This is a genomic window from Streptococcus lishijunsis, assembly GCF_047290665.1.
Classification (GTDB): domain Bacteria; phylum Bacillota; class Bacilli; order Lactobacillales; family Streptococcaceae; genus Streptococcus.
This window is the reverse complement of record NZ_JBLBUC010000023.1, coordinates 1-23152: the sequence shown is the minus strand read 5'-3', so window position 1 is coordinate 23152 and position 23152 is coordinate 1. Positions and strand designations below refer to the sequence as shown.

General features: G+C 40.8%; 19 protein-coding genes and 1 tRNA gene. All 20 read left to right on the top strand.

Annotation, left to right across the window (positions count from 1 at the left end; translation table 11 throughout):
* The first annotated feature begins 62 nt into the window (after positions 1-62).
* Positions 63-150, top strand: a tRNA-Ser gene (locus tag ACLN19_RS07950).
* 146 nt (positions 151-296) lie between these two features.
* A complete protein-coding gene (locus ACLN19_RS07945) occupies positions 297-794 on the top strand; it encodes a sigma-70 RNA polymerase sigma factor region 4 domain-containing protein (protein WP_413385116.1) in 498 nt (165 codons plus the stop codon).
* 120 nt (positions 795-914) lie between these two features.
* Positions 915-2405, top strand: a complete 1491-nt coding sequence (locus tag ACLN19_RS07940; protein WP_413385114.1) for a PcsB-like coiled-coil domain-containing protein — start codon at positions 915-917, stop codon at positions 2403-2405.
* A 103-nt stretch (positions 2406-2508) separates the two neighbouring features.
* Positions 2509-3477, top strand: a complete 969-nt coding sequence (locus tag ACLN19_RS07935; protein WP_413385112.1) for a ribose-phosphate diphosphokinase — start codon at positions 2509-2511, stop codon at positions 3475-3477.
* A 127-nt stretch (positions 3478-3604) separates the two neighbouring features.
* Positions 3605-4780: a pyridoxal phosphate-dependent aminotransferase gene (locus ACLN19_RS07930; protein WP_413385110.1), complete on the top strand. Its 1176-nt coding sequence runs from the start codon at positions 3605-3607 to the stop codon at positions 4778-4780.
* Positions 4770-5537: a DNA repair protein RecO gene (gene recO, locus ACLN19_RS07925; RefSeq protein WP_413385108.1), complete on the top strand. Its 768-nt coding sequence runs from the start codon at positions 4770-4772 to the stop codon at positions 5535-5537. Before ACLN19_RS07930 ends, recO begins: the two co-directional genes overlap by 11 nt.
* A gap of 118 nt (positions 5538-5655) precedes the next feature.
* A complete protein-coding gene (gene plsX / locus ACLN19_RS07920) occupies positions 5656-6651 on the top strand; it encodes a phosphate acyltransferase PlsX (protein ID WP_413385106.1) in 996 nt (331 codons plus the stop codon).
* A 15-nt stretch (positions 6652-6666) separates the two neighbouring features.
* Entirely contained in the window at positions 6667-6924 is a 258-nt protein-coding gene (locus ACLN19_RS07915; RefSeq protein ID WP_413385104.1) for an acyl carrier protein, read from the top strand.
* A gap of 137 nt (positions 6925-7061) precedes the next feature.
* A complete protein-coding gene (gene purC, locus ACLN19_RS07910) occupies positions 7062-7769 on the top strand; it encodes a phosphoribosylaminoimidazolesuccinocarboxamide synthase (protein ID WP_413385102.1) in 708 nt (235 codons plus the stop codon).
* 19 nt (positions 7770-7788) lie between these two features.
* The gene (locus tag ACLN19_RS07905; RefSeq protein ID WP_413385100.1) at positions 7789-11511 is read left to right on the top strand and encodes a phosphoribosylformylglycinamidine synthase; all 3723 of its coding nucleotides are present in this window, start codon (positions 7789-7791) and stop codon (positions 11509-11511) included.
* Positions 11512-11612: 101 nt separating this feature from the next.
* Positions 11613-13073, top strand: coding sequence for an amidophosphoribosyltransferase (gene purF / locus ACLN19_RS07900; protein ID WP_413385098.1), 1461 nt, complete (start codon positions 11613-11615; stop codon positions 13071-13073).
* A gap of 14 nt (positions 13074-13087) precedes the next feature.
* The gene (gene purM / locus ACLN19_RS07895; RefSeq protein ID WP_413385118.1) at positions 13088-14110 is read left to right on the top strand and encodes a phosphoribosylformylglycinamidine cyclo-ligase; all 1023 of its coding nucleotides are present in this window, start codon (positions 13088-13090) and stop codon (positions 14108-14110) included.
* Positions 14107-14661: a phosphoribosylglycinamide formyltransferase gene (purN, locus tag ACLN19_RS07890; RefSeq protein WP_413385096.1), complete on the top strand. Its 555-nt coding sequence runs from the start codon at positions 14107-14109 to the stop codon at positions 14659-14661. The genes purM and purN overlap by 4 nt, the downstream gene beginning before the upstream one ends.
* Before the next feature lie 79 nt (positions 14662-14740).
* Positions 14741-16291: a bifunctional phosphoribosylaminoimidazolecarboxamide formyltransferase/IMP cyclohydrolase gene (gene purH, locus ACLN19_RS07885; protein WP_413385094.1), complete on the top strand. Its 1551-nt coding sequence runs from the start codon at positions 14741-14743 to the stop codon at positions 16289-16291.
* A gap of 439 nt (positions 16292-16730) precedes the next feature.
* On the top strand, positions 16731-17993 hold the full coding sequence (gene purD, locus ACLN19_RS07880) for a phosphoribosylamine--glycine ligase (protein ID WP_413385092.1): 1263 nt from the start codon (positions 16731-16733) through the stop codon (positions 17991-17993).
* A gap of 13 nt (positions 17994-18006) precedes the next feature.
* Positions 18007-18498, top strand: coding sequence for a 5-(carboxyamino)imidazole ribonucleotide mutase (gene purE, locus ACLN19_RS07875; RefSeq protein ID WP_413385090.1), 492 nt, complete (start codon positions 18007-18009; stop codon positions 18496-18498).
* Positions 18485-19555, top strand: a complete 1071-nt coding sequence (gene purK, locus ACLN19_RS07870) for a 5-(carboxyamino)imidazole ribonucleotide synthase (protein WP_413385088.1) — start codon at positions 18485-18487, stop codon at positions 19553-19555. Before purE ends, purK begins: the two co-directional genes overlap by 14 nt.
* 21 nt (positions 19556-19576) lie before the next feature.
* Complete coding sequence (locus ACLN19_RS07865; RefSeq protein ID WP_413385086.1) at positions 19577-20020, top strand: GNAT family N-acetyltransferase; 444 nt, start codon at positions 19577-19579, stop codon at positions 20018-20020.
* A 398-nt stretch (positions 20021-20418) separates the two neighbouring features.
* A complete protein-coding gene (gene purB / locus ACLN19_RS07860) occupies positions 20419-21714 on the top strand; it encodes an adenylosuccinate lyase (protein ID WP_413385084.1) in 1296 nt (431 codons plus the stop codon).
* Positions 21715-21809: 95 nt separating this feature from the next.
* Complete coding sequence (locus tag ACLN19_RS07855) at positions 21810-23093, top strand: glutamate-cysteine ligase family protein (protein ID WP_413385081.1); 1284 nt, start codon at positions 21810-21812, stop codon at positions 23091-23093.
* Positions 23094-23152: the final 59 nt, after the last annotated feature.

Here is a 23152-nt window from a genome sequence, read left to right as displayed (position 1 = left end):
AGCGCACGCCTGATAAGCGTGAGGTCGGTGGTTCGAGTCCACTTGTGCCCATTATAATATATGGAGAATTACTCAAGAGGCTGAAGAGGACGGTTTGCTAAATCGTTAGGTCGGGTAACTGGCGCGGGGGTTCGAATCCCCCATTCTCCGCTTGATGAGAGACTTTAGTCTCTCTTTTTTTATCTACTTTTTCTCCTATACCATAAAATAGTGATTTTGTAAAGGACATGGATGTCCTGTTCATTTAAAAAACTTCTTTGTATAATAGCTTTATCACTTAATTAAGGAGATAGCTTATGAAAAGTTTAATACAATTTGAAATTTTGTTTGTGACGGTAAAACCCATCATTTTCAAGATGAAAAGAAATTATTATATCAAGTTGTGGGATGGTGATGATTGGCTACAAGAAGGGCGATTGGTTCTTTATTATTTACTAAAACATCATCCAGAGTTATTGGATGATGAATCTATGTTTTATCGTTACTTTAAGACGAAGTTTTCTAGTCATTTAAAGGATGTGATTCGTAAGCAGGAGAGTCAAAAGCGTCGTTTTGATAGAATGCCTTATGAAGATGTCAATGAGTATGGACATTTTATCAAGGATAAGGGGTTGCTTTTAGATGATTTTGTGGCCTATAAAGAGTTGTTAAATAAGGTAGAAGCTTCTTTAGATGCAGAAGGGAAAGTAAAGTTGGCAAAGGTTATTTCAGGAGAGCGATTCAAAGGAAAGGCTAAGTTTATTAGAGAGTTACAGTTGTCTTTTAAAGAGTTTAAAGGTTATGTTTGCGGGTAAACCTTAAAAAAACATAAATAATCATAAATCAAACCAAATTGTAATTATGATGTAACATATAACGCTTGTTTTTTTGGTAAAATAAGTATGTCTTATCGAAAAAGGAGTTATTGTATTAACATGAAAAAAAGAATTCTATCTGCTGTTCTTGTTAGTGGTGTAACACTAGGAACGGCTGCTGTAAATGCCAACGCGGATGATTATGATTCGCAAATCGCTGCGAAAGATGCGGTGATTAACAATTTATCTAATGAACAAGCGGCTGCACAAAACCAAGTGGCTGCAATTCAATCTCAAGTAAGTGCTTTACAATCACAACAAGCAGAACTTGAAACTGAAAATACACGCTTGGAGGCTGTATCTGAGAAATTATCTGGAGAAATCCAAGAATTATCAACTAAGATTGTGGCGCGTAATGAAGCTATTAAAAAGCAAGCACGTAATGCCCAAAAACAAAACGGTTCATCAAGCTACCTTGGTTCTATTTTAAACTCAAAATCAGTTTCTGAGGCTATTACACGTTTAGTTTCTATCAATAAAGTGGTTTCTGCCAATGAAAAATTGTTGGAACAACAAGAAAGTGATAAATCATCACTTGAAACAAAACAAGCTGAAAATCAAGAAGCTATCAATACAGTAGCAGCTAATAAAGCAGCTATTGCTGAAAACCAAAATGCTCTTGCTACACAACAAGCAGAACTTGAAGTAGCACAGTTAGCTTTATCTGAGCAAATGACTACTGCTCAAAATGAAAAAGCTGATTTGCAAGCTCAAAAAGCTGCAGCAGAAGAAGCTGCACGTCAAGCTGCTGAAGCAGAAGCTGCCGCTAAGGCTCAAGCAGAGGCAGAGGCTAAAGCCCAAGCAGAAGCTGCGGCTGCTGCACAGGCTAAAGCTCAAGAAGAAATGGCAGCTCAACAAGCTTCTCAAGCGGCTGTATCTTCTGAAGTTGCTACATCAGAACAATCTTCAGTAGTTGCAAGTGAGGTTGTATCACCAGTTCAGAGCGAAGCTGTAGTTTCTGAAACTGTTACTAGTGAAGTAAGCTCAGTAGCAACTTCTGAGGTACAAAGTCAAGTAGCTGCTCCTGCTCAGTCTGAAACAGTAGCTGCAACACCAGTTGTCTCTACTCCTGCGCAAACAACGACAGTTGAACAAGCGCCAGCGGCAACGACAACACCAGCTGCTTCAGTAACAACGACTACACAAACAGCTACACCAGCCGTTACCACGACACAAACAGCGCCAGCAGTAACGACTACATCAACAGCAAGTGGACCAAATACTTACCCAGTTGGTCAATGTACTTGGGGTGTTAAATCAATGGCATCATGGGTCGGAAACAACTGGGGTAATGCTAATAACTGGATTGCAAGTGCGCAAGCTGCAGGACATTCTGTTGGAACAACACCAGTTGTAGGTTCTGTTGCAGTATGGCCAACTGATGGTGGTGGCTATGGTCATGTTGCCTATGTAACAGCTGTCAATAGCTCAACATCAATTCAAGTTATGGAATCTAACTTTAATGGTAACATGAGTATTGGTAACTACCGTGGAACTTTTGATCCAACTAGTACTTGGAGTGGAAGTGCTGTTTACTACATTTATCCATAATCGTAATAAGCAAGAGTTCGAAGTCATCTTCGAGCTCTTTTCAGATTGAAAAATAGGATAAAAAACGGTACAATGGTATAGGATAAAATCATTGGAGGAAATCATGTCTTATTCAAATTTGAAGTTGTTTGCTCTCTCATCCAACCAGGAGCTAGCACAGAAAGTTGCCGATACCATTGGTATTCCCCTTGGGAAATCATCAGTGCGTCAATTTTCAGATGGGGAGACTCAAGTAAACATTGAAGAGTCTATCCGTGGACATCATGTCTTTATTTTACAGTCAACAAGCTCTCCTGTAAATGACAATCTCATGGAGATTTTGATTATGGTGGATGCGCTAAAGCGTGCTAGTGCTGAGACGATTAGTGTGGTTATGCCTTATTACGGTTATGCTCGTCAAGACAGAAAGGCACGCTCACGTGAGCCAATTACGTCTAAGCTAGTAGCTAATATGTTGGAAGTTGCAGGTGTTGACCGTTTATTAACGGTTGATTTGCACGCTGCACAGATTCAAGGTTTCTTTGATATTCCAGTAGATCACTTGATGGGAGCCCCTTTGATTGCTGAATATTTTGATCGCAATGGTCTTATTGGTGATGATGTTGTGGTTGTCAGCCCTGACCACGGTGGTGTGACACGTGCTCGTAAGTTGGCTCAATACCTTAAAACACCAATTGCCATTATTGATAAACGTCGTAGTGTTACTAAGATGAATACTAGTGAAGTGATGCATATTATTGGTAATGTCAAGGGTAAAAAATGTATTTTGATTGATGACATGATTGATACGGCAGGGACAATTTGTCATGCTGCGGATGCGCTAGCTGCTGAGGGAGCAACTGAGGTTTATGCTTCTTGTACGCATCCTGTTTTGTCAGGACCCGCTCTTGATAATATTGATAAATCAGCGATTAAAAAATTAGTTGTTTTAGACACGATTTTCCTTCCAGAAGAGCGCTTAATTGAGAAAATAGAGCAAATTTCTATTGCCGATTTAATTGCCGATGCGATTATTCGTATTCATGAAAAAAGACCGCTATCGCCTTTATTTGAAATGGCAGCTCGCTTGTAAGTTAAAAAAGATGGTTCGCCATCTTTTTTATTATAGTCAACTTATCCACATGTGGATAAGTGATTAGAGGGTGCAATTACGATAAAATTCTAGTATAATAATAAAAAGAAAATGACAGGAGTGAGTTATGGAACTGTTAAACCGTTTTAATAAACATTTGGATAAGATTGAGGTGTCGTTGATTAGGCAATTTGACCAATCAATTTCAGATGTGCCAGGTATTTTAAAATTGACGTTGGGGGAGCCAGATTTTACAACTCCAGAGCATATTAAAGATGCTGCTAAAAGAGCTATCGACGCTAATCAATCTCATTACACAGGGATGAGTGGTCTGTTGAGTTTGCGTCAAGCCGCAAGTGACTTTGTTAGGGAAAAATACAACCTTGATTATGATCCTGATAAGGAAATTCTAGTGACAATAGGTGCGACAGAAGCCTTATCTGCCACTTTAACAGCTATTTTAGAGCCAGGTGATACGGTGCTACTGCCAGCGCCAGCTTATCCAGGTTATGAACCTATTGTCAATCTAGTTGGAGCTGAAATTGTTGAAATTGATACAAGGGCTAATGATTTTGTGTTGGCGCCAGAGATGTTGGAAGACGCTATTTTAGCACAAGGCGATAAGCTTAAGGCTGTGCTTTTGAATTACCCGACTAATCCTACAGGTGTCACTTACAATCGTGAGCAGATTAAAGGGTTTGCTGAGGTTCTTCAAAAATATAACATCTTTGTCGTTAGCGATGAGGTTTATTCAGAGTTGAATTATGATGGTGAAGGGCATGTCTCTATTGCTGAATATCTTCCTGAGCAGACTATTTTAATCAACGGTCTATCTAAATCGCATGCGATGACAGGTTGGCGGATCGGTTTGATTTTTGCGAGAGAGGCTCTGTGTGCTCAGCTGATTAAGAGTCACCAATATTTGGTGACAGCAGCCAGTACAATTTCTCAGTTTGCCGCTATAGAAGCATTGAGTGCTGGAAAAGATGATGCTCTTCCTATGTGTCAGGAATATATCAAGCGTCGTGATTATATTATCGCTAAGATGACAGAGCTTGGTTTTTCAATTATCAAGCCGACAGGTGCTTTTTATATTTTTGCGAAAATCCCAGAAGGTTATCCGCAAGACTCTTTTCGCTTTTGTCAAGACTTTGCCCGCCAAGAAGCAGTTGCGATTATCCCAGGTATTGCTTTTGGAAAATATGGGGAAGGCTACGTGCGTTTATCTTATGCAGCCAGCATGGAGACAATAGAGACTGCTATGGAGCGTTTAGAGGTGTTCTTGGACTCTTATGGACATTAAAGAAACATCGGGTCTGATTCTCTTTAATCGTGATTATCGAGAAGATGATAAATTGGTTAAGATATTTACAAAGACAAGTGGCAAACGAATGTTTTTCGTGAAACATGCTAGTCAATCATCGCTAAACGCAGTCATCCAACCGTTGATGCTAGCGGACTTTATCCTACGCCTTAATGATTCAGGTTTGTCTTATATTGTTGACTATAAGCACGCTAAGCGCTATGATCACATCAATCAGGATATTTTTGCTTTAGCGAATGCCAGCTATATGATGGCTTTAGCAGATGCTGCCATAGAAGATAAGGTGGTTGATGGAAAGTTGTTTCAGTTTTTAGTGACTGTTTTAAATCTGCTGGAAGAGGGTTTAGATGCAACTATCGTAACTAATATCTTTGAAGTGCAGATTTTGGAGCGTTTTGGAGCTACTATCAATTTTCATGAGTGCTGTTTTTGCCACAGAATTGGGTTACCTTTTGATTTCTCTTACCGTTATTCAGGGCTTTTATGTCCCAATCATTATGATAAGGATGATAGGCGTAGTCATGTAGATCCTAATGTTTTATACCTTTTAGATCGTTTTCAACAGATTTCTTTAGAAGAGCTGAAAAGCATTTCTATAAAACCAGAGATGAAGCATAAAATCAGGCAATTTCTAGATCAAATTTATGATAATTATGTTGGGATTCATCTCAAGAGTAAAAAATTTTTAGATGACTTAGAGTCATGGGGTCACATCATGACGCCAAAGGAAGATTGAGAACATATCTCAATCTTTTTTTCATAAGATTAAGAACTTTCATAACCTTGCCTGTAAACTGTTAAAGAGCGTAAAATCATGGTATAATAAGTGAAAACTAAAGATGAGGTGACTATTCATGAAGACAATAGCTGTGGATGCTATGGGGGGAGACAATGCCCCTAAAGCTATCGTAGAAGGGGTCAACCAAGCCCTTGCTGATTTTTCAGATATTGAGGTTCAACTATATGGTGACGAAACCAAAATTACACATTACTTAACAGCTAAAGAGCGTGTAACAATCATACATACAGATGAAAAAATCAATTCAGATGATGAACCAGCAAAAGCTATTCGTCGTAAGAAAAAAGCATCTATGGTGCTTGGAGCACAGGCTGTTAAAGAAGGTGCAGCAGATGCAGTGATTTCAGCTGGCAACACAGGCGCTTTATTGGCCGCTGGATTGTTTGTTGTGGGGCGTATTAAAGGGGTTGACCGCCCAGGATTGATGTCTACAATGCCTACCATAGATGGTCGTGGTTACGATATGCTTGATCTTGGCGCTAATGCTGAAAATACAGCTCACCACTTACATCAATTTGCCATTTTAGGTTCTTTTTACGCTCAAAATGTGCGTGGTATCACCAAACCGACGATCGCTTTATTAAATAATGGAACAGAAGAGACTAAAGGGGATCCTATGCATAAGGAGACCTATGATCTTTTAGCTAGCGACGCCAGTCTGAATTTTATTGGAAATGTTGAAGCGCGTGATTTGATGAGTGGTGTAGCGGATGTGGTTGTGACAGATGGTTTTACTGGAAATGCAGTCTTAAAAACCATGGAAGGAACTGGACTTAGCATTCTATCAGCTTTAAAATCAAGTATTGCTAATGGTGGTGCGCGTGCTAAGTTAGGTGCTCTTTTATTAAAGCCAACACTCTATAATCTCAAAGGGATTATGGATTATTCTGATGCTGGTGGTGCTGTGTTATTTGGTTTAAAAGCCCCTGTTGTTAAATGTCACGGCTCTAGTGATGATAAGGCTGTATATAGCACCATTAAGCAAGTCCGTACCATGCTTGAGACGAAAGTTGTGGAGCAGTCTGTTAAAGCTCTAACTCCTAAAGACTAAGAGGAGGTCTCTTAGATGACAAGAGATGAGATTTTTACAAGCATTGTTACTATTATTCGCCAGCAACTTCATCAAAAAGATATTGTTATCACGGAATCAACGCGTTTACAAGAGGATTTAGGTATTGATTCCATTGCCTTGATGGAATTGATTATTAAGTTAGAGGATACTTTTCAACTCACTATTCCTGATGAAGCTGTTGATCAAATGACGTCTATGGGAGAATTATTAGATTATATCGCTAATCAATTACATAAGACAACAAAAGCCTGAGCTATCTCAGGCTTTTTAATGTTCTTAAATGACGAACGTTAAAAAAAGATAAACTGACATAAGTACGCAAAAACTTGAACGATTGTCTATTTTATGATACTATTAGTCATATAATAGAGCGAAAGGCGAATGAAATCATGAAAACCGACTTGATTTATACAGGAAAAGCGAAAGATATCTATGCGACAAGTGATGAGAATGTGATTATTTCAGTCTATAAAGACCAAGCTACCATGCTAAATGGCGCACGTAAAGAAGAGATTGTGGGCAAGGGAGCCTTGAATAATCGTATCTCCTCACTTCTTTTTGAGAAATTAAATGCCGCAGGTGTTAAAACGCATTTCATCAAGCAGTTGTCTGATACGGAGCAGCTGAATCAAAAAGTGGAGATTATTCCCTTAGAGGTGGTCTTACGTAATGTCTGTGCAGGGTCTTTTTCAAAACGCTTTGCTGTGTCAGAAGGAGTTGTACTAGAGACGCCTATCGTAGAGTTTTACTATAAAAATGATGATTTAGATGATCCTTTTATCAATGATGAACATGTGGGATTTTTAGCTATTGCCAGTCAAGAAGAGATTGACTACATCAAAGCTGAAACGCGTCGAATCAATGATTTACTAAGAGATTGGTTTTCTCAGATTGGTTTGAACCTCATTGATTTCAAATTAGAGTTTGGGCGAGATAAGGATGGACACATTATTTTAGCAGATGAGTTTTCACCTGATAATTGTCGTCTATGGGACGCACAAGGTAATCATATGGATAAGGATGTTTTTCGCCGTGATTTAGGTAGTCTTACAGATGTCTATGAAGTTGTCTTAGAAAAATTGCAGACATTGGCTTAGAGGAGGAAGAGCAAAAGCTATGGATACACGTATTTTTGTGGAGAAAAAAAAGGATTTTAACATTAAGGCGCAGGTTTTGTTAGATGAGCTAAAGCATAATCTTCAACTGAAAACTTTGTCTGATGTGCGCTTGGTACAGGTCTATGATGTTTTTGATTTGGAAGATAGCTTACTAGAGCGTGCTAAAGCGCATATCTTTTCTGAAAAAGTGACAGATACGATCTTGTCAGAAGAAAGTGTCAAAGAAGCTTTTTTGAAGTACGCTTTCTTTGCCATTGAAGCTCTCCCAGGACAGTTTGATCAACGCGCTGCCAGCAGTCAAGAAGCTTTGTTCTTGCTTGGTGCTAAAGCAGCAACTGTAACGACTGCTAAACTGTATCTGGTTAATAAAGATATTGATGACAGAGAGCTAGAAGCAGTCAAATCTTACTTACTCAATCCAGTTGATTCACGCTTTAAAGCGATCGATCAGCCACTACAACGACAAGCTTTTTCTAAGTCAGATAAGCGAATTCCAAGCTTAGATTTTTTTGAGACTTACACAGCAGAGGACTTTAGCCACTATAAAGCTGATCAAGGTTTAGCGATGGAGGTTGATGATCTTCTCTTTATCCAAGACTACTTTAAGTCTATTGGTCGTGTACCAACGGAAACTGAGTTAAAAGTATTAGATACTTATTGGTCCGATCATTGTCGTCATACGACATTTGAGACAGAGTTGCGTCAGATTGATTTTTCAGCATCCCAATTTCATAAGCAATTGCAAGCAACATACGATAAGTATCTTGCCATGCGTGCAGAGCTAGGTCGTCAAGATAAACCTCAAACGTTGATGGATATGGCCACTATTTTTGGACGCTATGAGCGCGCTAATGGTCGCCTAGATGACATGGAAGTTTCTGATGAAATCAACGCTTGCTCAGTTGAGATTGAAGTTGATGTCGACGGTGTCAAAGAGCCGTGGTTACTCATGTTTAAAAATGAAACCCATAATCATCCAACGGAGATTGAACCATTTGGTGGTGCTGCAACGTGTATTGGTGGCGCTATTCGAGATCCATTGTCAGGTCGTTCTTATGTTTATCAAGCGATGCGTATCTCAGGAGCAGGTGATATCACCCAAGCCTTATCTGAGACACGTGCTGGAAAGCTGCCTCAGCAGGTCATCTCTAAAACAGCAGCACATGGCTACTCCTCTTATGGTAATCAAATCGGTCTTGCGACCACTTATGTTCGTGAGTATTTCCATCCAGGCTTTGTGGCTAAGCGTATGGAGCTGGGGGCCGTTGTTGGTGCCGCACCAAAAGAAAATGTTGTCCGTCAAAAGCCAGAAGCTGGTGATGTTATTATCTTACTTGGCGGTAAGACAGGACGTGACGGTGTTGGTGGGGCGACTGGATCATCGAAGGTTCAGACGGTAGAGTCTGTTGAGACTGCTGGCGCAGAAGTTCAAAAAGGAAATGCTATTGAGGAACGTAAGATTCAGCGACTCTTTAGAGATGGCGATGTGACACGTCTCATTAAAAAATCAAATGATTTTGGAGCTGGTGGTGTCTGCGTTGCTATTGGTGAGCTAGCGGATGGGCTAGAGATTGACTTGGATAAGGTACCGCTAAAATATGCTGGATTAAACGGTACTGAAATTGCCATTTCAGAGAGTCAAGAGCGTATGGCTGTAGTTGTTGCGCCTTGTCATGTGGATGCCTTTATCGCAGCATGTGCTAAGGAAAATATCCATGCTGTCGCTGTTGCCACAGTGACTGAAAAAGCTAATCTCGTGATGACATGGAATGGTGAAACGATTGTAGATATTGAGCGTTCTTTCCTTGATACTAATGGTGTGCGAGTAGTGGTAGATGCTAAGGTTGTTGATAAAGACCTTGTTTTACCAGAAAAACGAACAACCTCAACAGAAACCTTGAAAAAAGATATTTTGAGTGTGCTGTCTGAGCTGAATCATGCTAGCCAAAAAGGATTACAGACTATCTTTGATAGTTCTGTCGGTCGCTCGACAGTTAACCATCCGCTTGGGGGACGTTATCAGATTACGCCTACAGAAAGTTCTGTTCAGAAGTTACCAGTAAGACATGGTGTGACTCACACGGCTTCTGTCATGGCGCAAGGCTATAATCCTTATCTGGCAGAATGGTCTCCTTATCATGGTGCAGCTTATGCGGTTATTGAAGCGACCGCTCGCTTAGTCGCGACAGGAGCGCAATGGTCTCGTGCACGTTTTTCTTATCAAGAGTATTTTGAGCGTATGGATAAAGAGGCAGAGCGATTTGGTCAGCCTGTGTCAGCTTTGTTAGGCTCTATTGAGGCACAGATACAGCTTGGTTTGCCATCTATCGGTGGTAAGGACTCGATGAGCGGTACTTTTGAGGACTTAACGGTCCCTCCGACTTTAGTGGCATTTGGTGTGACGACAGCAGATGTGAGAGACGTTCTCTCGCCAGAGTTTAAAGCTGCAGATGAGTTTATTTATTACCTCCCAGGTGGTGAGCTTGGAGTAGAGATAGACTTTGAGACTATCAAAGCTAACTTTACACGCTTTGAGGAGTTGAGAAAGACTTATCCTATTACAGCAGCTGCTGCGGTGAAATATGGCGGGCTTATGGAGAGCCTTGCTCTGATGAGCTTTGGAAATCGTATCGGGGCGACTTTGACATTAGATGAGCTTGATAAGGCATTGAGTGCCCAGCTAGGTGGTTTTGTCTTTACGTCATCACAAGATATAGAAGGGGTTTACAAGCTAGGTAAAACGACGGACCTGTTTACACTAGATGTCAATGGTGTCAGTCTTGATGGAAAAGACTTATTAGCTGCTTTTGAAGGGAAGTTAGAAGCCGTTTATCCGACAGAGTTTAAGCAAGAAACAACCCTAGCTGATGTCCCAGAGGTGATTAGTGATTCTGTGAAAACGGCTAAAGAAGTCGTTAAGGAACCTTTGGTTTACATTCCAGTCTTTCCAGGAACCAACTCAGAATATGATTCTGCCAAAGCATTTGAGGCAGCTGGTGCGTGTGTTAACCTCGTGCCATTTGTGACCTTGGATGAAGAGTCTATCAGTCAGTCTGTTGACACTATGGTTGAACATATTGGAAAATCTCAGATTATTTTCTTTGCAGGTGGTTTCTCAGCAGCAGATGAGCCAGATGGTTCGGCTAAGTTTATCGTTAATATCTTGTTAAATGAAAAGGTCCGTCAGGCGATTGATAGCTTTATTGAAAAGGGCGGTCTGATTATTGGTATCTGTAATGGCTTCCAAGCTCTTGTTAAGTCTGGGCTTTTACCTTATGGTAATTTTGAAGAGGCTGATGAAACAAGTCCGACACTATTTTATAATGATGCCAATCAACATGTTGCCAAAATGGTGGAAACACGCATTGTAAATACGAACTCACCTTGGTTATCAGGTGTAAGTGTTGGAGATATTCATGCGATTCCAGTATCACATGGCGAAGGGAAATTTGTCGTAACAGCTGAGGAATTTGAATCTTTGCGAAATAACGGTCAAATCTGGAGCCAATACGTTGATTTTGATGGGAAGGCAAGTATGGATAGCAAGTACAATCCAAACGGTTCTCATTTTGCTATTGAAGGGATTACCAGTCGTAATGGTCAAATCATCGGTAAGATGGGGCATTCTGAGCGCTACGAAGAAGGTTTGTTCCAAAACATCCCTGGTAATAAAAATCAACGATTATTTGAAAGTGCAGTCGCTTATTTTACAGGAAAGTAAGCCAGTAGCACATGTTCGTGACAAAGACTTGATTATCAAGTCTTTGTCAACAGTTGACAGGTCAAAGCAAGTAGTTTAAGTGACCTGTATTTGAGGTAAGTATGACATACGAAGTAAAATCTTTAAATGAAGAATGCGGTATTTTTGGGATTTGGGGACATCCTCAAGCTGCCCAAGTGACTTATTTTGGACTGCATAGTCTTCAACATCGCGGTCAAGAAGGCGCAGGCATTCTTTCTAATGATAAGGGCAATTTGTTGCGCCATCGTGCGACAGGGTTGGTCTCAGAAGTTTTTCATAATCCAGCTGATTTGGATAAATTAAAAGGTCACGGAGCGATTGGTCATGTCCGCTATGCAACGACAGGTGAGGCCTCTATTGACAATATCCAACCGTTTCATTTCCGTTTTTCAGATACACAATTTGGTTTAGCGCATAATGGTAATTTGACAAATACGTTGACTCTAAAGAGCGAGCTAGAACGTCAGGGAGCTATCTTTTCGAGTTCTTCTGATACAGAGATACTAGCTCATCTTATCCGTCGTAGTCACAATCCCGATTTTATGGGCAAACTGAAAGAAGCGCTCAACATTGTCAAAGGTGGATTTGCTTATCTCTTGATGGCAGAAGATAAGCTGATTGCAGCAATGGATCCAAATGGTTTTCGACCACTGTCTATCGGAAAGATGAAAAATGGTGCTTGGGTCATCTCTAGTGAGACCTGTGCGTTTGAAGTGATTGGTGCGCAGTGGGTTCGTGATGTCAAGCCTGGTGAGATTGTCGTTGTTGATGATGAAGGTATCCACTACGATACTTATACTGATGACACGCAGTTGGCTGTTTGTTCTATGGAGTATGTTTACTTTGCGCGTCCTGATTCAGTTATCAATGGTATCAATGTGCACACAGCTCGTAAAAATACAGGTCGAAGACTAGCTCAAGAATTTAAACATGACGCTGACATTGTCGTTGGTGTCCCTAATTCGTCGTTATCAGCAGCCTCAGGTTTTTCAGAAGAATCAGGCCTGCCAAATGAAATGGGCTTGATTAAAAATCAATACACGCAACGAACCTTTATCCAGCCGACTCAAGAACTCCGTGAGCAAGGTGTTCGGATGAAGTTGTCTGCTGTATCTAGTATTGTTAAAGGGAAACGTGTCGTTATGGTAGATGATTCTATTGTCCGAGGGACAACATCACGCCGTATCGTTCAGCTACTTAGAGAAGCAGGAGCAGCTGAGGTTCATGTAGCGATTGCTAGTCCTCCTCTAAAGTATCCTTGCTTTTATGGGATTGATATTCAGACCCGTCGTGAGTTGATTTCAGCGAACCATAGTGTCGATGAGGTATGCGATATTATCGGTGCGGATAGTTTGACTTTCTTGTCTTTAGAAGGTCTGATTGATTCGGTTGGTTTAGAAACTGATGCACCAAATGGTGGTCTTTGTGTGGCTTATTTTGATGGAAAATACCCAACACCTCTTTATGATTACGAAGCAGAATACCTCCGTAGTCTTGAAGAAAAGACCAGTTTTTATATTGATAATGTTAAAAAGGATTAGTCAAAAAAGGAGAAATCATGTCTAAAAATGCCTATGCTCAATCTGGAGTGGACGTTGAAGCAGGTTATGAAGTGGTAGAACGCATCAAAAAACATGTCGCAAAGACAGAACGTCTAGGAGTCATGGGAGCCTTGGGGGGCTTTGGAGGGATGTTTGACCTCAGTGCTATCGATGTGAAGGAGCCAGTGCTTATCTCTGGGACAGACGGTGTTGGAACTAAGTTGATGCTAGCTATCAAGTATGATAAGCACGATACTATTGGTCAAGACTGTGTGGCTATGTGTGTCAATGACATTGTCGCAGCAGGTGCTGAGCCGCTCTACTTTTTAGATTATATTGCGACTGGCAAAAATGACCCCTCAAAACTAGAGCAAGTCGTAGCAGGTGTAGCTGAGGGGTGTGTTCAAGCAGGTGCTGCTCTTATCGGAGGTGAGACTGCTGAAATGCCTGGTATGTATGGTGCTGATGATTATGATTTGGCAGGATTTGCAGTAGGTGTAGCCGAGAAATCTCAGATTATTGATGGCTCAAAGGTATCAGAAGGTGATGTTCTTTTGGGACTAGCTTCAAGCGGTATTCATTCTAATGGTTATTCTCTTGTCCGCCGTGTTTTTGAGAATTACACAGGCGATGAGTACCTACCAGAGCTTGATGGCCAGCTTTTAAAAGAGGCTCTTTTAGAGCCTACGCGTATTTATGTGAAAGCCTTGCTACCGCTTATCAAGGAGAATCTTGTTCATGGGATTGCTCATATCACAGGTGGTGGTTTTATCGAAAATGTCCCTCGTATGTTTTCAGATGATTTAGCAGCAGAGATAGAGGAAGCTAAGATTCCTGTTTTACCTATCTTTAAAGCTATCGAATCCTACGGTAAAATCAATCATCAAGAGATGTTTGAAATTTTCAATATGGGGCTTGGGATGATTTTAGCTGTCGCTCCAGAAAATGTTTCTAAGGTAAGAGCATTGGTAGATGAGGAAGTCTATGAGATTGGACGTATCGTTGCCAAAGAGACACAAAGTGTGGTTATCAAATGAAAAAAATAGCAGTGTTTGCGTCAGGTAATGGTTCTAATTTTCAAGTGATTGCAGAGCAATTTGAAGTGGCTTTTGTCTTTTCAGATCACCGTGATGCTTATGTGTTAGAGCGTGCCAATCAGCTTGGAGTTCCCTCATATGCCTTTGAACTTAAAGAATTTTCAAGCAAAGCTGATTATGAATTGGCCATTGTTGAGTTGTTAGAGCGTTATGAGATTGACTTGGTGGTGCTGGCAGGCTATATGAAGATTGTCGCAGAAACACTACTGTCACGTTATGAAGGACGTATGATTAACATCCATCCAGCTTATTTGCCTGAATTTCCAGGTGCACATGGTATTGAAGATGCGTGGAAAGCAAACGTTACGGAAAGTGGTGTTACGATTCATTGGGTCGATAGTGGTGTCGATAGTGGTCAAATCATCAAGCAAGTACGTGTTCCTCGCTTGTCTGACGATACACTTGAGAGCTTTGAAGCACGTATCCATGAAGCGGAGTATATCCTATATCCTCAAGTGCTGGAGAGTTTAGGTGTGGGGCGTAAGCAATGACTATTGACCATTACCTTTTATACGAGTTAGATTAACCTTTAGTAACTTTAAAACCATATTTTATTTAAAAGGAGAAAACATGACAACGAAACGCGCACTAATCAGCGTATCTGATAAAGCAGGTATTGTAGCATTCGCTCAAGAACTTAATAGACTAGGTTGGGAGATTATCTCAACTGGTGGGACAAAAGTTGCTCTTGACGAGGCGGGAGTGGATACTATTGCGATTGATGATGTGACAGGTTTTCCAGAGATGATGGACGGCCGCGTTAAGACACTACACCCTAAGATTCATGGTGGGCTTCTGGCACGTCGTGATCAAGATAGTCACCTAAAAGCAGCTAAAGAACAAGCTATTGAGCTGATTGATTTAGTTGTGGTGAACCTCTATCCTTTCAAAGAAACGATCCTAAAACCTGACGTTTCTTATGAAGAAGCAGTGGAAAATATCGACATTGGTGGACCATCTATGCTTCGTTCAGCTGCCAAAAATCATGCGAGTGTCACTGTTGTTGTTGACCCAGCTGATTATGCGACTGTGTTAGAGGAGTTGTCTGAAAAGAATGAGACGAGCATTGAGTTGAAAAAAGCTTTGGCAGCTAAAGTATTTCGTCATACGGCAGCTTACGATGCTTTGATTGCTGATTATTTCACAAAGCAGGTCGGTGAGGAAAAACCTGAGAAGTTGACCTTGACTTATGAGCTTAAACAAGCCATGCGCTATGGTGAGAATCCTCAACAAGCTGCTGATTTTTATCAGACAGCTTTGCCACAAGACTACTCTATCGCGTTAGCTAAGCAACTCAATGGTAAAGAGTTGTCATTTAACAATATCCGTGATGCGGATGCAGCTATTCGTATTATTCGTGATTTTACGGATCGTCCGACTGTTGTTGCTCTCAAACATATGAATCCTTGTGGTATTGGTCAGGCAGATACGATTGAGCAAGCTTGGGATTATGCGTATGAGTCTGACCCAGTCTCTATTTTTGGAGGTATTGTTGTCTTAAATCGTCAAGTAGATGCTAATACCGCTAAAAAAATGCATAAGATATTCTTAGAAATCATCATTGCACCAAGTTATACAGAAGAAGCTCTCTCTATTCTCACGGAAAAGAAAAAGAATTTGCGTATTTTAGCACTTGATTTTGAACATCAAAAAGACAGTGAGACAGAAGCTGAGGTGACTGGGGTTCTTGGAGGGCTTTTGGTGCAAAATCAAGATGTCGTGACCGAAAATCCAGAAGACTGGCAGATTGTTACTGAGAGACAACCAAGTCTTTCCGAACAGGAGGCTCTGTCATTTGCATGGAAATCCATCAAATATGTCAAATCAAATGGTATCATTATTACCAACGATCATATGGTCTTAGGTGTAGGTCCAGGTCAAACAAATCGTGTGGGTTCTGTGAAAATTGCTCTTGAGCAAGCTAAAGATCGTCTGGATGGAGCTGTTTTAGCGAGTGATGCCTTTTTCCCATTTGCTGATAATATCGAAGAAATTGCATCAGCTGGTATCAAAGCTATTATTCAACCTGGTGGCTCTGTTCGTGATCAGGAGTCTATTGATGCTGCCAATAAACATGGTTTGACGATGATTTTCACAGGTGTTCGTCATTTTAGGCATTAAGAAAAGCTTAGTATTAAATAGCTTTTAGAAGGTTTTATGGATTGACTAGGATTTCTTTTAGCTTTTTTTAAGCCATGGAAGATATACTATGATTATCCTAAAACTTTTTCATAAAATCTCCTAATAAGAACGGCTATCGGCTGTTCTTATTTTTTTGATAAAAGTTAAAAACTATGGTTTTAAGATTTTTTTAAGGAAGCTTAGCTATACTAAGATCATCCTAAAACTTTTTCTTTTTCAAAATCTCCTAAAAAGGCATCGTGTCAACGATGCCTTTTTACTTTGTTTTTTGAGATAAAATGCAATACAAGCAAGCATTATCCGAACAAATATGATATAATAACTAAGTATAATTCGTAATTTGAAAGGGAAGACAGTCTAAGCATATGGCTAAATGCCTTTATTAGTTATTAGATGGGTCTTTGGAGTGTTATTTGTCATGAAACTTTTAGTTGTTGGCTCAGGAGGTCGTGAACACGCGATTGCTAAGCAGTTGTTGGCTTCAGATAAGGTAGAGACAGTTTATGTTGCTCCAGGAAATGATGGAATGACTTTGGATGGGCTAGAGTTGGTACCTATTGGTATTTCCGAACATTCAGCCTTGATTGACTTTGCTAAAGCACATCATGTGGCGTGGACATTTATTGGTCCTGATGATGCCCTTGCAGCAGGGATTGTAGATGACTTTGAAGCAGCTGGTTTGATGGCATTTGGACCTAGTCGCCTAGCAGCAGAGCTGGAGTGGTCTAAGGATTTTGCTAAATCTATCATGTCCAAATACCAGATTCCAACGGCAGCTTATCAGACTTTTTCAGATTTTAAAGAAGCTAAAGCTTATATTGAGAAAGTGGGCGCTCCGATTGTGGTTAAGGCAGACGGACTTGCTCTTGGAAAAGGTGTAGTGGTTGCTAACAGTGTGGATGAGGCTGTCAATGCTGCGCAAGAGATGCTGCTGGATAATAAATTTGGAGATTCTGGTGCTAGGGTTGTCATTGAAGAGTTTTTAGACGGTGAGGAGTTTTCTCTCTTTGCCTTTGTCAATGGCGATCGCTACTACATTATGCCGACTGCTCAAGATCATAAACGTGCCTACGATGGAGATAAAGGACCTAATACAGGAGGCATGGGGGCTTACTCTCCTGTACCGCATCTTAAATCACAGGTTATTGAACAAGCAGTGACGACTATAGTCGAGCCTGTCCTAAAAGGGATGATTGCAGAAGGGCGTCCTTATAAAGGTGTGTTGTATGCTGGTTTGATTGTGACAGACCAAGGGCCTAAGGTTATTGAGTTTAATGCACGATTTGGTGATCCTGAGACGCAAATTATCTTGCCTCGCTTGACATCTGATTTGGCGCAAAATATCACGGATATTCTTGAAGGGCGTGATACGGATATTACGTGGCAAGAAAATGGCGTGACGCTTGGTGTTGTCGTGGCCTCAGACGGCTATCCCAAGCAGTATGCTAAGGGTGTTGTCTTGCCAGAAAAGACCAGTGGTGAGATAACGACTTATTATGCTGGGGCTTCTTTTGCTAAAGATAGTAAAAGCTTGGTCTCTAGTGGCGGGCGTGTCTATATGTTAGTCACCACAGCAGATACCGTAAGAGAAGCGCAACAAGTGATTTATCAAGCCTTAAAAGAACAGGAGACAAAAGGACTCTTTTACCGTACCGATATTGGAGATAAAGCGATTAAATAAGGAGAAGTAGTATATGACACAAGCACTTGTATCCATCATCATGGGTTCCGTTTCAGACTGGTCAACAATGAAGCGAGCTGCCGATATGCTCGATCGTTTGGCGATTCCATATGAAAAAAAAGTAGTCTCTGCTCATCGAACACCTGATATGATGTTTGAGCATGCTGAGCAGGCTAGACAGCGAGGGATAAAGGTGATTATTGCAGGAGCAGGGGGAGCTGCTCATCTTCCCGGTATGGTAGCAGCTAAGACAACCTTGCCTGTCATTGGAGTGCCAATCAAATCACGTGCGCTTAGTGGCGTTGACTCGCTTTACTCCATTGTACAGATGCCAGGAGGAGTTCCTGTGGCTACTATGGCAATCGGTGATGCTGGAGCTACCAACGCTGCCCTTTGTGCTGCCCGTATTTTAGCTATTGAAGACGATAGGCTAAATGAATCTTTGGAGATGTTTGCAAAAGAGCAAGGAGAGATAGCAAAGGAGTCTAGCCATGAACTCATCTAAGACAATCGGAATCATTGGTGGCGGTCAGCTGGGGCAGATGATGGCTATTGCTGCGATCTATCGCGGGCACAGGGTGATAACACTAGATCCAGCAGCGAATTGCCCTGCTTCTCAAGTCAGTCAGATGATTGTGGCGTCGTATGATGATGAAGAGGCGCTAAGAGAATTAGCTAGACAGTGTGATGTTTTGACCTATGAGTTTGAAAATGTCGATGCTGATACCCTTGATGCAGTGAAGTCTTTATCCTCCTTACCACAAGGGACTGATTTACTGCGCATTTCTCAAAATCGTATTAAGGAAAAAGCTTTTTTAACGAGTACGGGTGTTGGGATAGCACCTTATCGTGTTATTGACTCAGAAGAGGATTTGGAAAACTATGATTTTTCGACAAAGCGTGTCTTAAAGACGGCAACAGGTGGCTATGATGGACATGGTCAAGTCGTTATTAGTGATGAGGAAAGTTTGGTGCGTGCACGTGATTTAGCTAATCAGCAGCCTTGTGTCTTAGAAGATTATGTGCCTTTTGAGATGGAAATCTCTGTGATTCTCTCAGGTAATGGTCAAGAGGTTAGTGTTTTTCCCGTTCAAGAAAACAGTCATCGCCACAATATTCTCTCTAAAACCATTGTCCCAGCTCGCATTTCTGATAAGCTAGCTCAAAAAGCTGTCCAAATGGCTCAAAAAATTGCCACAGACCTGCAACTTTTTGGTACACTATGTATAGAGATGTTTGTGGCAGGTGAGGAGATTATGGTCAATGAAATAGCACCAAGACCTCATAATTCAGGACATTATTCCATTGAGGCCTGTGATTTTTCACAATTTGATACACATATTTTGGGGATTTTAGGAGAACCATTACCCTCTATTCACCTACATGCTCCAGCTGTCATGCTAAATGTTCTTGGACAGCATGTTGAAAAAGCTGTCGCATTTGTCAAAAAACATCCTAATGCTCACTTACACCTTTATGGTAAAGAAGAAGCTAAACACAATCGTAAAATGGGGCATGTGACCCTCTTTAGTGATAAGCCAGATCAAGTGGAGGAATTTTAGAGAATGAAGGAAGACATATCTATGTCGGACTACATGGTCAAGTCTTTTGCAGAGCTGACGACAGAAGAACTTTTTCAAATCTATCAAGCTCGTGTGGCTGTTTTTGTCGTTGAGCAGGAATGTCCCTATATGGAAGTGGATGAGCTGGACAAGGAGTCCTTGCATCTTTTTAAGATGCTGGATGGTAAGGTGGCAGCTTACTGTCGCCTCTATCCTAAAGGGGAGCAAATGGCGCTAGGGCGGGTCTTGGTCAGCCAAGAATACCGCAAACACAAGCTAGGACGAGAATTAGTTCAAACAGCTTTGGATATCGTTGCAGAACGATTCTCAGATAAATCTGTCTATGCTCAAGCCCAAGCTTACTTAGAAAAATTCTATAAATCCTTTGGCTTTGAACGGACGTCAGACGTCTATCTGGAGGACGATATCCCCCACGTGGATATGGTGAAGGTTGCTAAATTGTAGATAGGACGTGAAAAGATGATACAGATAATTGTCCATAAACTGAATACGGATTTCAGTTCCGAATTGTAAATAGAGAAAGGAAAACAGGCAGCTAGTTTGCTGAACTGAACCTGGATGGAAAGCTCGCAAATAGCTAAGGATATTCCTATAATTTGATACTAAGATTTAAATAAAAATAAAGAAAGGAATAAGGGTCTCGCATTCTGAATTGAATACGGGCTACGGATTTCCTAGATTTAGCAACTTAAACTTTAAACAACAGAAAGGAGAAGAGGGAAAGTTCAAGTGTTTGAACTCGTGCTAAAATCATCGGAAAAAAGATAGGCTTCCTAGTGTGCAAGCACACTGCGTCAGTCTCCTATTTTCTCTTGCTTTTTAGACTCCCTCTGTATCATAACATGATCGAACGTTATTCACGCCCTGAGATGGCGGCAATTTGGAGTGAGGAAAATAAATACCGTGCTTGGCTTGAGGTGGAAATCCTAGCGGATGAAGCTTGGGCAGAGCTCGGTGAGATTCCTAAGGAAGATGTGGCAAAAATCCGTGAAAAAGCTGATTTTGATATTGCTCGTATTTTAGAAATTGAAGAAGAAACGCGTCATGATGTCGTGGCTTTTACACGTGCTGTTTCTGCAACACTTGGAGAAGAGCGTAAGTGGGTGCACTACGGTCTTACGTCAACTGATGTGGTAGATACCGCTTACGGCTATCTTTACAAGCAAGCAAACGATATCATTCGTCGTGATTTAGCAGCTTTTCTTGAGATTATTGCTGATAAAGCGCGTGAACACAAGTTCACCATCATGATGGGACGTACACACGGTGTTCATGCAGAACCTACAACTTTTGGTTTGAAATTAGCGACTTGGTATAGCGAAATGAAGCGTAATATCGAGCGTTTTGAGCATGCCGCAGAGGGTGTTGAAGCAGGTAAAATTTCTGGTGCCGTAGGGAATTTTGCCAATATTCCTCCATTTGTTGAAGAGTATGTCTGTGAGAAGTTGGGTATCCGTCCTCAAGAAATCTCAACACAGGTTTTACCACGTGATTTACATGCTGAATACTTTGCGGTGTTAGCTAGTATTGCAACATCTATTGAGCGTATGGCAACTGAGATTCGTGGTCTGCAAAAATCAGAACAACGTGAAGTGGAAGAATATTTTGCTAAAGGGCAAAAAGGCTCTTCAGCTATGCCTCATAAACGTAATCCAATCGGCTCTGAGAACATGACAGGCCTTGCTCGTGTAATCCGTGGTCATATGTTAACAGCTTATGAAAACGTCGCGTTATGGCATGAACGTGATATCTCACATTCATCAGCCGAGCGCATTATTACACCTGATACGACTATTTTGATTGATTATATGCTCAATCGCTTTGGCAATATTGTTAAAAACTTGACAGTCTTTCCTGAAAATATGCTGCGCAACATGGGCTCAACCTTCGGTCTTATTTTTAGTCAGCGCGTGATGCTTGCTTTGATTGAAAAAGGTATGACACGTGAAGAAGCTTATGATTTAGTACAACCTAAGACAGCTTATTCATGGGATAACCAGGTGGATTTCAAACCACTCCTTGAATCGGATGAAGCAGTGACTACTAGACTTAGCCAAGAGGAGATTGATGAGCTCTTTAATCCAGCTTATTACACTAAGCGTGTAGATGATATTTTCAAGCGAATTGGTTTAGATTAAAGAAAAAGCGCCTTTTGGTGCTTTTTTGTTGCCTAAATATTCTGATAATAGATAAATTGTGTTATAATGTTAAAAAGAAGAAGTCAGAGGTTGCTATGAAGACATCAAAAGAGTTGCTATATCAGCGCTACATTTCCCCTATCAAAGATAACCCTCAATTACTAATTGGTGTTGAGCTTGAATTTCCCATTGTCCATACAGAAGGTAGAGCGACAGATACGACAGTGACCAAGGAGCTCCTAGCATATCTTGCTAGACAGGAGGCATTTGAGTGTGTCCAAAAAGATGAGGATGGTGCTTGCGTTCAAGTGAGGCATTGCCATTCGGGGGATATGATTCTTTTTGAAGTTTCATACAATATCTTAGAGTTTGCATTTTCACCTGCTATTACCATCCAAAGTATTGAAAAACGATTTCAAGACTATTTAACTCTTATCCAAACGTTTCTAGTAGCACATCATCACGAGTTACAAGGATGGGGGGTTCACCCTCACTGGGCAATCAATGATAATAGCCCAGTGAAATTACCACGTTATCAAATGTTGATGAATTATTTAGCCTTAGCTAAAAAAGGGTTGCAAAATGGTTATCATGAGTATTCGGATTACGGTGCTTTTATTTGTGGCAGCCAAGTTCAGCTAGATGTGACAAGGGATAATCTTATACCGACACTCAATACCTTTAATCAGCTAGAGCCTATTAAAGCCTATTTATTTGCTAATTCTGAATTAAAAGTCGGAGGTTGGGAGACCTATTTATCTCGCGATATTTTTTGGGAAGAGTCTATGCACGGTACTCATCGAGAAAATATCGGCCTATACGATCATGATTTTACCGATATTGATGATTTAGTGACTTATCTTGACAAGTCCAGTCTGTTTACAGTAGAGCGTCAAGGTAAGATTTTGTATTTTCCCCCTATTGCTGCCAAGGATTATCTTCACCAAGACCATATTGAAGCTTATGATTTAGACGGTAAAAAGGTCACAATCATACCTCAGGAAGCTGATTTTACCTATCACCGTAGCTACAACTACGAAGATTTGACCACTAGGGGAACTATCGAGTTTCGCAGCACATGTACGCAACCTCTGAACCAGACATTTTCTGTAGTCGCCTTTCATTTAGGGATATTTTTAAACATGGACAAAGTATCTCAGTATCTTTTAAATCTTCCCCTATATGAAAAATATCATCATGATTATGCTAAAATGCGCCGTCTTTTTGCTAGTAAAACGTTATCTGAAGATGATTATAAAGCATTAAAAGAAGCGAGCCAAATACTTTTAAAATTAGCAACAGAAGGATTAAAAACGCGATTTAATGCCGAAGAAAGCTATCTGAGCCCACTTTTTGAAAAAAATCAAAAAAATAGCTAAGATTCTCTTGACAAGTTAGAAAAAAGTTGATAGATTAGTGTAGTTGTCAATTGAGTGTT